12 protein-coding genes are annotated in these 15243 nt (G+C 70.4%); 4 read left to right on the plus strand and 8 right to left on the minus strand.

The annotated features are described in order from the left end of the window. Positions 1-180 precede the first annotated feature (180 nt). Positions 181-3192 (minus strand): excinuclease ABC subunit UvrA, encoded by a 3012-nt coding sequence (gene uvrA, locus ACFWGN_RS14630; protein ID WP_377617735.1) that lies wholly within the window; start codon positions 3190-3192, stop codon positions 181-183. 220 nt (positions 3193-3412) lie between these two features. On the opposite strand from uvrA, the gene ACFWGN_RS14635 reads away from it, so the two are divergent. Continuing rightward, positions 3413-4120, plus strand: a complete 708-nt coding sequence (locus ACFWGN_RS14635; RefSeq protein ID WP_377617737.1) for an MBL fold metallo-hydrolase — start codon at positions 3413-3415, stop codon at positions 4118-4120. Between the two features lie 55 nt (positions 4121-4175). After that, complete coding sequence (locus ACFWGN_RS14640; RefSeq protein WP_377617738.1) at positions 4176-4475, plus strand: YciI family protein; 300 nt, start codon at positions 4176-4178, stop codon at positions 4473-4475. A gap of 141 nt (positions 4476-4616) precedes the next feature. Here ACFWGN_RS14640 and ACFWGN_RS14645 read toward each other — a convergent pair whose 3' ends face one another. From ACFWGN_RS14645 to uvrB, 3 genes are all read right to left on the minus strand, one after another. Then, entirely contained in the window at positions 4617-5630 is a 1014-nt protein-coding gene (locus tag ACFWGN_RS14645; protein WP_377617740.1) for a TerC family protein, read from the minus strand. Then, positions 5630-6628 (minus strand): TerC family protein, encoded by a 999-nt coding sequence (locus ACFWGN_RS14650; RefSeq protein WP_377617741.1) that lies wholly within the window; start codon positions 6626-6628, stop codon positions 5630-5632. The genes ACFWGN_RS14645 and ACFWGN_RS14650 overlap by 1 nt, the downstream gene beginning before the upstream one ends. A gap of 293 nt (positions 6629-6921) precedes the next feature. Beyond that, entirely contained in the window at positions 6922-9018 is a 2097-nt protein-coding gene (gene uvrB, locus ACFWGN_RS14655) for an excinuclease ABC subunit UvrB (protein ID WP_191805761.1), read from the minus strand. Between the two features lie 374 nt (positions 9019-9392). Here uvrB and ACFWGN_RS14660 point away from each other — a divergent pair, with 374 nt between their 5' ends. Next, positions 9393-10658, plus strand: coding sequence for a choice-of-anchor A family protein (locus tag ACFWGN_RS14660; RefSeq protein WP_377617743.1), 1266 nt, complete (start codon positions 9393-9395; stop codon positions 10656-10658). 110 nt (positions 10659-10768) lie between these two features. Here ACFWGN_RS14660 and ACFWGN_RS14665 read toward each other — a convergent pair whose 3' ends face one another. From ACFWGN_RS14665 to ACFWGN_RS14675, 3 genes are read right to left on the minus strand one after another with little or no spacing between them, the layout of a single operon-like run. Beyond that, positions 10769-11404 (minus strand): pyroglutamyl-peptidase I, encoded by a 636-nt coding sequence (locus ACFWGN_RS14665; RefSeq protein ID WP_377617745.1) that lies wholly within the window; start codon positions 11402-11404, stop codon positions 10769-10771. Beyond that, entirely contained in the window at positions 11401-12018 is a 618-nt protein-coding gene (gene coaE, locus ACFWGN_RS14670; protein ID WP_377617747.1) for a dephospho-CoA kinase, read from the minus strand. The genes ACFWGN_RS14665 and coaE overlap by 4 nt, the downstream gene beginning before the upstream one ends. A gap of 16 nt (positions 12019-12034) precedes the next feature. Then, positions 12035-12499 (minus strand): MarR family winged helix-turn-helix transcriptional regulator, encoded by a 465-nt coding sequence (locus tag ACFWGN_RS14675; protein WP_191805757.1) that lies wholly within the window; start codon positions 12497-12499, stop codon positions 12035-12037. A 151-nt stretch (positions 12500-12650) separates the two neighbouring features. On the opposite strand from ACFWGN_RS14675, the gene ACFWGN_RS14680 reads away from it, so the two are divergent. Then, a complete protein-coding gene (locus ACFWGN_RS14680) occupies positions 12651-14585 on the plus strand; it encodes an ABC transporter ATP-binding protein (RefSeq protein ID WP_377617900.1) in 1935 nt (644 codons plus the stop codon). Between the two features lie 28 nt (positions 14586-14613). Here the strand turns inward: ACFWGN_RS14680 and ACFWGN_RS14685 are convergent, their stop codons facing one another. After that, a complete protein-coding gene (locus ACFWGN_RS14685; RefSeq protein ID WP_377617749.1) occupies positions 14614-15213 on the minus strand; it encodes an NUDIX domain-containing protein in 600 nt (199 codons plus the stop codon). Positions 15214-15243: the final 30 nt, after the last annotated feature.

A 15243-nucleotide genomic window follows, 5' to 3' on the forward strand; every position in this document is an offset into this window, starting at 1 on the left:
CTTTCCGGCCGCGTGCGCGGCGCCGGGGCCGCCGGGCTGGACGTCGTCCGCGCGGTCGGCCGCGGTGACTACCTTGCCCGGTACTTCGGTGCCCCCCCCCGGGGGGCGCGGGCCCCCCCCCCCGAGGCTGGTCAGCTGGGAAGGCCGAGCGGCTCGGCCACGTGAGCCCGACGACGCCCGTCAGGCGCTCTCGCGCGCGTCGTCGGCGGACGTGCCCACCGACGACTTCACGGTCGCCGACGACTTGGAGGCCGCTGCCGTGGCCTTGCGGACCGGGGTCTTCCGGGTCGCCTTGGCCGCGGGTGCCTTGGCTGCCGGAGCCTTCTTGGGCAGCGGTGCGACCGGGATCGGGTCACCGGGAAGCACCTCGGCGAGGAACCTGCCCGTGTGGCTCGCGGCGACGGCCGCCACCTGCTCGGGCGTTCCCTCGGCGATGACCCGGCCGCCGCCCGATCCACCCTCGGGTCCCATGTCGATGACCCAGTCGGCGTTCTTGATGACGTCCAGGTTGTGCTCGATCACGAGCACCGAGTTGCCCTTGTCCACGAGCGACTGGAGCACCGCGAGGAGCTTGCGGATGTCCTCGAAGTGCAGACCCGTCGTGGGCTCGTCCAGGACGTAGATGGTGCGGCCCGTCGATCGCTTCTGCAGCTCGCTGGCCAGCTTGACGCGCTGCGCCTCGCCGCCCGAGAGCGTGGGCGCGGGCTGCCCCAGGCGGACGTATCCCAGGCCGACCTCGGAGAGCGTCTTGAGGTGCCGCGAGATCGTGGGCACCGCGGCGAAGAACTCCGACGCCTCCTCGATGGGCATGTCGAGCACGTCGGCGACGGTCTTGCCCTTGAAGTGCACCTCGAGCGTCTCGCGGTTGTAGCGCGCACCGTGGCAGACCTCGCACGGGACGTACACGTCCGGCAGGAAGTTCATCTCGATCTTGATGGTCCCGTCGCCCGAGCACGCCTCGCAGCGCCCACCCTTGACGTTGAACGAGAACCGGCCCGGGGTGTATCCCCGCACCTTGGCCTCGCTGGTCTCCGCGAAGAGCTTGCGGACGTGGTCCCAGACCCCGGTGTACGTCGCCGGGTTGGACCGGGGCGTGCGGCCGATGGGGCCCTGATCGACGTGGACCACCTTGTCGAGGTTCTCGAGCCCCGTGATGCGCCGGTGCCTGCCGGCGACCTGCCGCGCCCCGTTGAGCTCGTTCGCGAGCACGGTGTAGAGGATCGAGTTGACGAGCGTCGACTTGCCCGAGCCCGAGACGCCCGTGACCGCCGTCAGCGTGCCGAGCGGGAAGCTCACGTCGATGCCCTCGAGGTTGTGCTCGCGCGCGCCGATGACCGTGACCTGACGGCTCTTGTCCACGGGTCGGCGCGTCGCGGGCAGCGGGATGCTGCGGCGTCCGGCGAGGTAGGCGCCCGTGACGGACTCGGGGGCCTCGAGGAGACCTGCGTAGTCGCCCGAGTGGATCACGCGCCCGCCGTGCTCGCCGGCACCGGGGCCGATGTCCACGATCCAGTCGGCGGCACGGATGGTGTCCTCGTCGTGCTCGACGACGATGAGCGTGTTGCCCAGGTCGCGCAGGCGGGTGAGCGTGTCGATGAGCCGCCGGTTGTCTCGCTGGTGCAGACCGATGCTCGGCTCGTCGAGGACGTACAGGACGCCGACGAGCCCCGAGCCGATCTGCGTCGCGAGCCGGATGCGCTGCGCCTCGCCGCCCGAGAGGGTCCCCGCCGGGCGCTCGAGCGAGAGGTAGTCGAGGCCGACGTCGAGCAGGAACCCCAGGCGGGCGTCGATCTCCTTGAGCACCTCGGTCGCGATGGCCTTCTGGCGCGTGCCGAGCTCGAGCGAGCCGAGGAAGGCCGCGGCCTCGCGCAGCGGCAGACGGCAGACCTCGGCGATCGACTTGTCGCCGACCTTGACCGCGAGGACCTCGGGCTTGAGACGCGTGCCCTGGCAGACCGGGCACGGCGTCTCACGCATGTACGCCTCGTACTTCTCCTTGGACCACTCCGACTCGGTCTCGCCGTGACGGCGCTCGAGGAAGGTCACGACGCCCTCGAAGCCCGTCGAGTACTGGCGCTCCCGGCCCCAGCGGTTCTTGTAGCGGACGTGCACCTCGTGGTTCTGGCCGTAGAGGACGGCCTGCTGCGCCCGCTGGGGCAGCGCGCGCCAGGGCACGTCCATGGAGAAGCCCAGGTCCGAGGCGAGGGCGGTCAGCACGCGGTTGAAGTACTCGGAGGAGATCTGGGCCCAGGGGGCGACCGCGCCCTCCGCGAGCGACTTCTCGTCGTCCGGGATCACGAGGTCCGGGTCCACCTCGAGGCGGAAGCCGATGCCCGTGCACTCGGGGCAGGCGCCGTAGGGCGCGTTGAACGAGAAGGTGCGCGGCTCGATCTCGTCGAGCGTGAGCTCGTGGTCGTTGGGGCACGCCCGCTTCTCGGAGAACCGGCGTTCGCGCTGCGGGTCGTCGGCGTCAGCGTCGACGAGCTCGACGACGACGAGCCCGCCCGCGAGGCCGAGCGCGGTCTCGACCGAGTCCGTGAGGCGGCGCTGGACGCCGTCGCGCGAGACGAGGCGGTCGATCACGACCTCGATGTCGTGCTTGAGCTTCTTCTCGAGCGCGGGCGGGTCCGTGAGCTGGACGACCTCGCCGTCGACGCGGGCGCGCGCGAACCCCTTGGACTGCAGCTCCTTGAAGAGCTCGCTGTACTCGCCCTTGCGTCCGCGCACGACGGGCGCGAGGACCTGGTAGCGGGTGCCCTCCGGCAGCTCGAGGAGACGGTCGACGATCTGCTGCGGCGTCTGCGCCTGGACCTTCTCGCCGCAGACCGGGCAGTGCTGGGTCCCTGCACGGGCGAACAGCAGGCGGAGGTAGTCGTAGACCTCGGTGATGGTCCCCACGGTCGAGCGAGGGTTGCGGTTGGTCGACTTCTGGTCGATCGAGACCGCGGGCGACAGCCCCTCGATGAAGTCGACGTCCGGCTTGTCCATCTGCCCGAGGAACTGACGGGCGTAGGCGGACAGCGACTCGACGTACCGACGCTGGCCCTCGGCGAAGATCGTGTCGAAGGCCAGGGAGGACTTCCCGGACCCCGAGAGGCCCGTGAAGACGATGAGCTGGTCCCGCGGCAGGTCGAGGTCGACGTTGCGGAGGTTGTGCTCTCGGGCACCGGCGATGACAAGGCGATTGCTCACCGAAGCATCGTATGCCTCGCCCCTGACATTCGCACACTTGTTCGACCTCGTCCCCGGGTGGACGGCCCGAGGGCCCGACCTGCGCCACGACCGCCCGGCAGAGCGCCTCCTCCTGGACGCCAGACGAGCACGCACCCCCGCCGTGCCAGACTCTCCACGAGAGGCTCGTCACGCCGGCGGGCCGGTCGCCGCAGAGCGTGGCGCACAGCGAGGAGATCCCGTGGGATACACCGGAGACGTCACGGTCGGAGGTCCGAGCGACCTGCGGGTCCTGGACGAGGTCGAGGTCCGCAAGCTCGCCGTCGGGCCGTCGGACAACAACGCCTACCTCCTGACGTGCCGCAGAAGCGGAGCCCAGCTCCTCGTCGACGCTGCGGCCGAGCCGGACCGCCTGCTCGAGCTCGTCCGTGAGGGGTCACCGTCCGCCCGCCTCGACCTGGTGGTCACGACGCACCGGCACCTCGACCACACGCGCGCGCTCGCCTCGCTCGGCACGACCACCGGCGCACCGCTCGCGGCGGGAGCCCCCGACGCGGACGCCATCACCGAGACGACGGGCGCCACGATCTCGCGCCCCCTGCACGACGGCGACACGCTCGTCGTCGGGCACCTCACGATCGAGGTCATCGGCTTGCGCGGGCACACTCCGGGGTCGGTCACTCTCGTCTATCGCGAACCCGAGCACGCGAGCGCCCCGGAGGCCGTCCCCGGCCGCGCGCACCTGTTCACCGGTGACTCGCTCTTCCCAGGCGGCGTCGGGAGCACGTCGAACGACCCGGACCGCTTCGCGCTCCTCTACGCCGACGTCACCGAGAAGCTCTTCGACCGGTTCGACGACGCGACCTGGGTCTACGCCGGGCACGGCGCCGACACGACGCTCGGCACCGAGCGCCCGCACCTCGACGAGTGGCGCGAGCGCGGCTGGTAGCGCCGGTCCCGGGACGGCGGCAGGCCGGGACGGCAGAGGTGCTTGAATGAGCGGCATGCCGATCTACGCAGTGACCTACACGTACGCCGACAAGCCTGCCGTCCTCGACGCTTTTCGCCCCGAGCACCGCGCCTTCCTGAGCGGCCTGCTCGAGGAGGGCACGTTGCTCGCGTCCGGGCCCCTCGCACAGGACGTCGCCAACCCGGCCGGCGCGCTCCTGCTGCTCGACGCCACCGACGAGGCTGCCGTGGCCTCGACGCTCGACGCCGACCCGTTCGCCCGGGAGGACGTCATCACGCGCCGCACGGTCCGCCCCTGGGTCCCCGTGTTCGGCCCCTGGTCCGACCGCATCTGACCCGGCACGGCCCAGCATCGATCTGCCGGCGCGGCTCGGCGCATCACCGCACCATCGGACCTGCACAGCACGACGGCCCGCCTCCCCGAGGGGAGGCGGGCCGTCGTGCACCGGGCCACGAGTGCGCCCTGGTGAGCCGGGTCAGGAGGCCACGTCGACGTCGTCGGACACGGGTTCCGCCTTGTCCTGGCCGCGCGTGCGCAGCAGGCTCGCCACCGTGGTGACTCCCAGCGCCCCCACGATCACCACGAGCGAGAGCCAGATCGGGACCGTGGGGACGGCCTCGATGTGCTGCCCGCCGTTGATGAACGGCAGCGTGTTCTCGTGCAGCGCCTCGAGGATCAGCTTGACCCCGATGAAGCCCAGGATCACCGCCAGACCGATCGGCAGGTAGACCAGGCGCTCGAGCAGCCCACCCAGCAGGAAGTAGAGCTGGCGGAGCCCCATGAGCGCGAACACGTTCGTCGTGAACACGATGAACGGGTCCTGCGTCAGGCCGAAGATCGCGGGGATCGAGTCGAACGCGAACAGCAGGTCCGTGCTGCCGATCGCGAGGAACACGATGAGCATGGGCGTGAAGAGCTTCTTGCCGTCCACCACGGTCCGCAGCCGGCCGCCGTCGTACGTCTGCGACAGGGGAAGCACCCGCCGCAGCGAACGGATCAGCCGGTTCTCCTGGTACTCCTCCGCCTCGTCCCCGCCCGCGACCAGCTTGATCGCGGTGTAGATCAGGAACGCGCCGAACAGGTAGAACACCCACACGAACTGCGCGATGATCGCGGCGCCCGCCAGGATGAAGGCTCCGCGCAGCACGAGCGCCACGATGATCCCCACCATGAGGACTTTCTGCTGGTGCTCCCGCGGCACGGCGAACCTCGTCATGATGATGACGAACACGAAGAGGTTGTCGACCGACAGGCTGTACTCCGTGAGCCAGCCCGCGTAGAACTCGACAGCCGGCGCGCTCCCGCCCACGAGAGCCACGAGCCCACCGAAGACCAGTGCCAGGGCGACGTAGAACGCCACCCACAGGCCGCTCTCCTTCATCGACGGCACGTGCGGGCGTCTGCCCACGATCACCAGGTCGACGAGCAGGAGGACGACGAGGGACGTCAGGGACGCCGCCTCGAACCAGAACGGGAGCTCGTGCTGCATCAGTAGGTTTCCTTCTCCAGGCGACGACGGTCGCTACGGTCCTTCGCGAGGCTCGCGACCGTCGTGATCGCGAGGGTCACCACGATGAAGCTGAGCGAGACGGCGGTCGAGATCTCCGGCACGAAGGTGATGTGCTCACCGCCGTTGATGAACGGGATCTCGTTGGTGTGCATCGCGTGGATGAGGAGCTTGATCCCGATGAAACCGAGGATCGCCGCCAGACCCCACGCGAGGTAGACGAGACGGTCGAGCAGACCGTCGATGAGGAAGTAGAGCTGGCGCAGGCCCAGGAGCGAGAACGCGTTGGCCGCGAAGACCAGGAAGGTCTCCTGCGTCAGGCCGAAGATCGCGGGGATCGAGTCGACTGCGAACAGCAGGTCGGCGCTGCCGATCGCGATCATCACGATGAGCATGGGGGTGATGTAGCGCTTGCCGGAGATCGTCGTGAACATCTTGTCCTCGACGTACGCGTCCGTCGTCGGGAAGAGGCGGCGCGTGAGGCGCAGGACCGCGTTCTCCTTGTACTCCTCCTCCTCGTGCGACCGCGCGCTCTTGATCTGCGCGTAGGCCGTGTAGATGAGGAAGGCGCCGAAGATGTAGAAGACCCAGCTGAAGTTCTCGATGAGCGCGGCGCCCAGGAAGATGAAGATCGTGCGCAGGACCAGGGCAATGGTGATGCCGATCAGCAGGACCTTCTGCTGGTACAGCCTGGGCACCCGGAAGCTCGTCATGATGAGGACGAACACGAAGAGGTTGTCGACCGACAGGCTCTTCTCGGTGATGTACCCGGCGAAGTACTCGCCGCCGTAGACCGAGCCGAAGTAGGCCCAGATCCCGACACCGAAGAGGATCGCGATACCGACGTAGCCGGCCGACCACCACGAGGCTTCCTTGAGGGTCGGGGCGTGCGGGGTGCGGACGTGACCCACGAAGTCGAAGGCCAGCATCGCGACGATCACGCCGACCGTCGCGACCCACATCCAGACAGGAACATCCATCACACATACCTCCGGTACGTAGCACTGAGTACCGAAGGTCTCTTCCGCCCGCGCCCGGCCACCGACCTGCCCGAGGGCGGTCGCGAGAGGTGGCCGTGCTGGACCGGTGACACCGGGCCGACGATTGCGTCGACCGTGATGACGACATCACCGTGTTCGGGAATACTCCCCTTCAACCGAGCAAGCATAGGCCATCGCCACCGCGAGTCGCCCACGCCTTCCACAACCGTCACGGACCTCGCGATCATCCCGCGGCCCGAGCCGCCCCGCCCGGGGACGGCCCGCGGAACCGGTCAGGCGGTCGCCGAGTGCATCTGGCGCAGCTCCTTCTTGAGGCCGGAGATCTCGTCGCGCAGCCGGGCGGCGAGCTCGAACTGGAGCTCGGCCGCAGCCCCGTGCATCTGGTCGCTCAGCTCCTGGATCAGGTCGGCGAGCTCGCCCGCGGCGACCCCGGCGAGCCGGTTGGTGGCCGCACCCGCCTTGCCCCCTGCCGGCACGGGGGCCTTGCCCTTGCCCGGCTGCCGGTAGCCACCCGCGAGAAGCTCCTGAGTGTCGATGTCCTCGCGCGCGAGCATGTCCGTGACGTCGGCGATCTTCTTGCGCAGCGGGGTGGGGTCCACCCCGTGCTCCAGGTTGTAGGCCACCTGCTTCTCCCGGCGGCGGGTGGTCTCCTCGATCGCCTGCGCCATGGCCGGGGTGATCTTGTCCGCGTACATGTGCACCTGGCCCGAGACGTTGCGGGCCGCACGCCCGATCGTCTGGATGAGCGACGTCCCCGACCGCAGGAAGCCCTCCTTGTCGGCGTCCAGGATCGCGACGAGCGAGACCTCCGGGAGGTCCAGCCCCTCGCGGAGCAGGTTGATGCCGACCAGGACGTCGTACTCGCCCAGGCGGAGCTCGCGGAGCAGCTCGACACGGCGCAGCGTGTCCACCTCCGAGTGCAGGTAGCGGACACGTACGTCCCGCTCCAGGAAGTAGTCCGTGAGGTCCTCGGACATCTTCTTGGTGAGCGTCGTGACCAGGACACGCTCGTTGCGCTCGACCCGCTCACGGATCTCGTGGAGCAGGTCGTCGATCTGGCCTGTGGTCGGCTTGACCACGATCTCCGGGTCGACGAGTCCCGTGGGACGGATGATCTGCTCGACGACCCCGTCCGACATCGAGAGCTCGTACTTTCCGGGCGTCGCCGACAGGTAGACCGTCTGCCCGATCCGCTCGACGAACTCCTCCCAGCGCAACGGCCGGTTGTCCATGGCGCTCGGCAGACGGAACCCGTGGTCGACGAGGTTGCGCTTGCGCGACATGTCCCCCTCGAACATGGCCCCGATCTGGGGCACCGTCACGTGCGACTCGTCGATCACGAGGAGGAAGTCCTCGGGGAAGTAGTCGAGGAGCGTGTGCGGGGCCGTGCCGGCCTCACGGCCGTCGATGTGCCGCGAGTAGTTCTCGATCCCGGAGCACGACCCGATCTGGCGCATCATCTCGATGTCGTACGTGGTGCGCATGCGCAGGCGCTGGGCCTCGAGCAGCTTGTTCTGCCGCTCGAGCTCGGCCAGCCGCTGCTCGAGCTCGGCCTCGATCGAGGTGATCGCCCGTTCCATGCGCTCCGGGCCGGCGACGTAGTGCGTCGCCGGGAACAGGTTGACGCTCGTCTCCGACCGCACGACCTCCCCCGTGAGCGGGTGCAGCAGATGGATGGCCTCGATCTCGTCACCGAAGAACTCGATGCGGATCGCGAGCTCCTCGTACACGGGGATGATCTCGACCGTGTCGCCCCGGACGCGGAACGTGCCACGCGTGAAGGCCATGTCGTTGCGCGTGTACTGCATGGTGACGAACTGGCGCAGCATCACGTCTCGCTCGACCTGGTCTCCGACGTCGAGTCGGACCATGCGGTCGACGTACTCCTGCGGTGTGCCCAGACCGTAGATGCACGACACCGACGCCACGACGACGACGTCGCGGCGCGTCAGCAGGGACGAGGTCGCGGAGTGCCGCAGGCGTTCGACCTCGTCGTTGATCGACGAGTCCTTCTCGATGTAGGTGTCCGTCTGGGCGATGTACGCCTCGGGCTGGTAGTAGTCGTAGTAGGAGACGAAGTACTCGACCGCGTTGTTGGGCAGCAGCTCACGGAACTCGGTCGCCAGCTGGGCGGCCAGCGTCTTGTTCGGTGCCATGACCAGCGTGGGCCGCTGCAGCTCCTCGATCAGCCAGGCCGTCGTCGCGGACTTGCCGGTCCCGGTCGCGCCGAGCAGCACCACGTCCTTCTCCCCCGCCCGCAACCGCTCGGAGAGTTCCGCGATGGCCGTCGGCTGGTCGCCCGAGGGCGTGTAGTCGGAGATGACCTCGAAGGGGGCGACGGTGCGCTGGAGATCGGTGACAGGTCGCATGAGTCCACGGTACGGCGAACCACCGACACTCGGCCCCGCAGCCCTCTCACGCTCTTCGGCACGGGTGGCCGACATTCACCCGGCGACAGATTTGGCATGTCGCGAGGGAGCGCCCTAGTGTGCCGGTAATCCTCGCCATCCCGTGTGATCCCCGACAAAACAGACGTCGATGGATTCATCTGGCATGGATTTGTACACAGAACTTACTTTCGTGTCCACGACCCCACCCCCGGAGACATCGATTCCTCAGCACGACGCGCCGGACACCCCGGCGCTCCCTCCTCAGCGCGCTCGCCACGGGCGCGCTGACCACCGGACTGATCGGTCTCGCCGGCGCTCCGGCCGCGGTCGCCTCGCCCCTGGTCGCAGCTCCCGTGTGCACGCCGGCGAGCACCCTGCCGGGGATCACGACCGGTGGCCCCGCCTTCACCGACACGGGCGTCGCGGTCTTCGTCGGGGGCGACTACGCGGCCCGCGCGGGCGCCGTCGAGTCCGAGGGCATGCTCCTCGCGGGAGGGAGCATCGACATCGCGACGGGTGGCCTGATGAACTTCGGCCGCGCCGGCGGCGGGTCCCAGATCGTCCCTCCCGGCGGGAGCGACATGCTGGTCGCGGACGGTGGCGTCTCCGTCTCGAACGGACGCATCGACGTCGGGCACGGGATCACCCAGGGCGGCAACGTGACTGCCACGGGGGCGATCAGCGGGGACATGGAGCTCAACGGCGGTATCAGGAAGCCCAACAGCTCCGTCCCTGCCTCGAGCGTCACGGCCACCGGCTCGACGCTCAGCGCGGCCTCCGCCGACCTCGCCGCGCTCACCGCGACGGGCTCGCTCGGCACGACCGGCGGGTTCGCGTCGCTCACGGGCGACGGGACCAGCGCCCCGCAGGTCTTCTCCCTGACGGCCCAGGAGCTCAAGAAGACGAACGGCACGCTCGTCTTCGCGAACGTCGGCACCTCGGCCCCGATCGTCGTCAACGTCTCGGGCAGCACGGTCGACTTCACGATGGTCCACACCGCAGCGGAGTCGATCGGCCAGCGGATCGACACGTTCACCGCCCTGGGGACGTGGGCGCCCCGGATCCTGTGGAACTTCCCCGACGCCACTTCGCTCACCCTCTCGGGCAACAGCCAGACCGTCGGATCGATCCTCGCCCCGAAGCCCTCGGTCAAGGTCGTCCAGAGCACGAGCACCAACGGCCGGCTCTGGGTCGGCGGCGACCTGACGTTCGGTGGGAACGGCGGCAGCGGGCTCGAGCACCACAACTACCCGTGGATCGGCCTGACGTCGCTCGGTTGCGACCCCGAGCCCTCCACGCCTCTCGTCGTCCCTCCGACGTCGACCACCCCGCCGGTCGACAAGGACGTTCCCGAGGAGCCCGCGCCTCGCGAGAGCACTCCTCCCACGGACGAGACCACGACGCCTACCGAGAAGGCCTCTCCCCCGGCCACCACACCGCCTGCCGACAGCACCGCGACGCCGTCCGACCGGTCCTCGACTCCCTCCCCCTCGGCCGAGGACGAGCGCGGGCTCGCGAGCACGGGGGCGCGCACGGCCCTCGTCGTCCTGATCTCCGTCGTGCTCCTGGGCGCCGGCGCGGGTCTCGTCGTGGTGGCCCGCCGCCGCGCCACGAGCTGAGCACCGTACTTCCGAAGGACACCTGACACGCCACGGGCCCCAGGGATCATCCTGGGGCCCGTGGCGTGCCCGTCCGCCCCCGAGCTCGACGACACGGGCGCCCGGTGCCGTCAGTGCTCGGCGCCCGCCGAGACGCGTGCCGCGTCGCCGCCCGCTCCGAGCGCCCCGTCGAGGTCCGCGCAGGCCGTCTCGACGACGACCCGCAGGGCCTCGACGGTCGCGGCGAGCGGCAGGGACTCGACGTCGGGCACGTGGACGAACCCCGCACGCACCCCCTCCTGTCCGGACACCCCTTGCATGAGCGCATAGAACGTCGCGTTGCACACGTACGTGCCCGCGGTGCTGGAGACCGCGACCGGGACACCGGCCTCGCGGACCGCGACCAGGCTCGGCTTGAGCGGGAGCCCCGTGAACCAGGCCGCCGGCCCGTCCGCGACGACCGGTACGTCCACCGGAGCGGAGCCCGCGTTGTCGGGGATCCGCGCGTCGATCACGTTGATGGCGACGCGTTCGAGGCGGACCGCGGCGGTTCCGCCCGCGAGCCCGACCGCGATCACGACCCGCGGCTCGTGCCGCTCGATCGCTGCCCGGAGCGCGGGCCACGCCCCGTCGAACGTGCAGGGCAGCTCGACCGCGACGAGAGGCTCGTCACCGGTCCAGGCGTCGCGCAGCGCGCTCACGGCCAGCCACGAAGGGTTGGTCGTCGCGCCGTCGAACGGCTCGAAGCCCGAGAGCAGGACGGTCACGCGAGCTCCTCGGCCGTCTCCTGGACGATGCGCTCCCAGAGCGCGTCGACCTCGGCGCGCAGCGCCTCGGGCGCACCGCTGCCGTCGAGCGTCACGTCGGCCGCGGCGAGCCGTTCCTCGTCGGTGGCCTGCGCGGCGATGCGCGCGCGCGCCTCGTCCTCGCTCATGCCGCGCGACTCGACGAGGCGCCGGACGCGCACGTCCTCGGGGGCCACGATGACGGCGACGAGGTGGAACGAGTCGGCCTGCCCGGTCTCGACAAGCAGGGGGATCGCGTGCACGACGACGGCGCGCGGGTCGCGCGCGGCGACGAGCGCCTCGCGCTCGGCCGACAGACGGCGCACCTCGGGGTGCACGATCGCGTTGAGCCGGCGCCTCGCCTCGTCGTCGCTGAAGACGACGGTGCCCAGGCGAGCACGGTCGAGCGTGCCGTCGGGCGCGAGCACGGACTCGCCGAACGCCTCGACGACCTCGGCGAGGCCCACGGTCCCGGGCGCGACCGCGTCGCGCGCGAGCACGTCGGAGTCGATGACGCACGCCCCGAGCTCGGCGAAGCGGTCGAGAGCCACGGACTTCCCTGCTGCGATCCCGCCGGTCAGGCCTACGCGAAACATGGGTCCATCCTGCCAGTCATGGCCGGTGCGCACGCCCTGGGGCCTCGGCCCGGTCCCCGGCCACCGCGCGCAGCAGACGCAGGAGCTCGTGCCGGTCCGCCTCGTCGAGGCGGGCCAGGAGGGTGCCGGCGCTGGTCTCGCGCTCGGCGGCGACCTGCGCGAGCGTCTCGCGCCCGGCCTCGGTGAGCTCGACGAGCGTGGCACGGCGGTCGGTCGGGTCGGGCAGGCGGCGCACGAGGCCGGCCTCCTCGGCGTCGTCGACCTTGGACGTCACGGAGCGGGGAGCGACGTCGAGCATGCCCGCGAGGGCGCTGGGGCGCTGGGGACCGTCGCTGTGCGCGAGCGCGCGCAGCATGCGGAACTGTCCCGGGGTCGTCCGGGCGCGCCCCAGCCGCTCCCCCGCCTCACGGCGCACGCTGCGCATCGCGGCGTGCAGGAGGGTGAGGAACTCGGCGTTCTCGGCGTCGAAGTCTGTCGTCACAGGCACGAGACTAGCCGCCGGACAGGATATTGTGAACCAACTCATGGTGAGGTAGGCTCACTACCGGCGTCGAGGCCCCTCCTCCGCCGCTCCCCTCCGACCCTCTGGAGGCCACGTGTCCTTCCCCTCTCCCTTCGGCGGCGGCTCCGGCATGCGCACCTTCCGCCAGGACTCCTCGATCACCAAGCAACGACTGCACCGCGGGACCGTCCGGCGGATCCTCGGCTTCGCGCGCCCCTACAAGGCGCAGCTCGCCGTGTTCCTCGTGCTCATCGCGCTCAACGCCGCGGCCGGCGCCGTGACCCCGCTCCTCTTCAAGGCCCTCATCGACGACGGCATCACGGCGGGCCGGGTCGACGTGGTCGTGCGGATCGCCCTCGTCGTCGCACTCCTCGCCCTGGTCTCGGGGGTCCTGAGCGTCGGTGAGCGCTGGTACTCGGCACGCGTGGGCGAAGGCCTCATCTTCGACCTACGGACCGCGGTGTTCGACCACGTCCAGCGCATGCCGCTCGCGTTCTTCAGCCGCACCCGCACCGGCGCCCTCGTCCAGCGGCTCAACGGGGACGTCCTCGGAGCCCAGCAGGCCTTCACCTCGACGCTGTCCAACGTCTTCTCCAACCTGCTGACCGTGGTGTTCGTGCTCGCGGCGATGCTCTCCATGTCGTGGGAGCTCACCCTCATCGCGCTCGCGCTCCTGCCCGTGTTCGTGCTGCCCGCACGCTGGGTCGGCCGCCGGCTCGCGGGCATCACGCGCGAGAGCTACGCCCTCAACGCCGACGCCGCGCAGATGATGAACGAACGCTTCAACGTCGCGGGCGCCCACCTGGTGAAGATCTTCGGGCGCCCCGCGCAGGAGTCCGCGACCTACGCCGAGCAGGCCGGACGCGTGCGCGACATCGGCATCACCTCCGCCATGTACGCGACGGCCTTCCGGGTCGCACTGACGACGGTCGCCTCGGTCGCCGTCGCGATCGTCTACGGGCTCGGCGGCCTCATGGCCATCCGCGGGACGCTCACGGTCGGCGTGGTCGTGGCGCTGACCGCCTACCTCGCTCGCCTGTACGGCCCGCTCACCGCGCTGTCCAACGTCCAGGTGGACGTCATGACCGCGCTCGTCAGCTTCGAGCGGGTGCTCGAGGTCCTCGACCTCGAGCCGTCCGTCACGGACGCACCGGACGCCGGCGACCTGTCCGACGACGTCGCTCACCACGGCGCGACGCTCGCCCTCGAGCACGTCACCTTCTGCTACCCGGGCGCCGCGGACGTCTCGCTCGCGTCGCTCGAGGCCGTGGCGACCGAGTCCTCCGACCCGACGACCGACACGCTCACCGACGTCTCGTTCGCCGTGCCCGCGGGCGCCATGGTCGCGATCGTCGGCCCCTCGGGAGCGGGCAAGACCACGATCTCGCAGCTCGTCACGCGCATGTACGACCCGACGGGTGGCTCCGTGCGCATCGCAGGCCGCGACCTGCGCGACGTGACGCAGCGGTCGCTCCAGGACACCGTGGGGGTCGTCTCCCAGGAGGCGCACCTGTTCCACGACACCATCACCGGAAACCTCCGCTACGCGAAGCCCGCGGCCACGGACGCCGAGCTGTGGACCGCCCTGCGGCAGGCGCACGTCGCCGACCTCGTCGAGTCGCTCCCCGCAGGCCTCGAGACCGTGGTCGGGGACCGCGGCTACCGTCTCTCGGGTGGCGAGCGTCAGCGCCTGGCCATCGCCCGGCTGTTCCTCAAGGCACCCTCGCTCGTCGTCCTCGACGAGGCGACCGCGCACCTCGACTCCGAGTCCGAGGCCGCCGTCCAGCTCGCCCTGGACGCGGCGCTCCAGGGACGCACCTCGCTCGTGATCGCGCACCGGCTCTCGACGGTCCGCCAGGCGGACATGATCGTCGTGCTCGACCAGGGACGCGTCGTGAGCACCGGGACCCACGCCGAGCTCCTGGCGCACGGCGGGCTCTACGCGGAGCTGTACCGGACGCAGTTCGCGACGGACGGCGACGGGGCCGCGCACGACGGCGCGACCGGGACCACCCGTCCGGACGGTCTCGTGGTCTCCGCGCACGTGGAGGGCGTGGTCGCCTGACGTGCGGTCGGGCGCAACGCCCGGGTGCTCACGCGAACCGGCCGAGCCACAACCCTGCCAGCGCGAGCGCCGCGATGGTCTCGCCGTCGCGGATCCTCCCGTCGGCGACCATCCCCAGGACCTGAGCGAAAGGCAGGGCCTCGACACGGGAGATCCCCTCCTCGGCCTGTGCGGCCGAGGGGACACGTCCGTCCCGGTCGCCGGCTCCTGCGTCGGCGCCTCGGTCGTCCGCCACCGGCGGGAAACCCGTCAGCCCTCGGGCCACGAAGACGTGCTCGGGGGCGTTCGCCACCCCGTTGAGGGCATCCATGCTGCCGACGTGCACCCACTCCCGGGCGCGAAGACCGGTCTCCTCGAGGAGCTCCCGCCGGGCAGCGACCAGAGGATCCTCACCGTCGGTCGCTCCCGCCGGCACCTCGGTCGAGACGGACCCGGTCGCGTACCGGTGCTGTGTCACGAGCACGACCTCGTCGGCGTCGGTGAGAGCCACGACGAAGACCGACGGCCATCGCATCTCGACCACGCCGTAGATCCCTGGCTCCCCGTCAGGCCGGACGACCTGGTCCTCCCGGACCCTGATCCACCGGTTTTCGTACACGGTCCTGGTGCTCTCGGTGCTCCACGGCATCGTCACACCCTAGGCGAGCGGGGCACGCCG

The organism is Oerskovia sp. NPDC060338, from assembly GCF_042726295.1.
Lineage (GTDB): Bacteria > Actinomycetota > Actinomycetes > Actinomycetales > Cellulomonadaceae > Oerskovia > Oerskovia merdavium.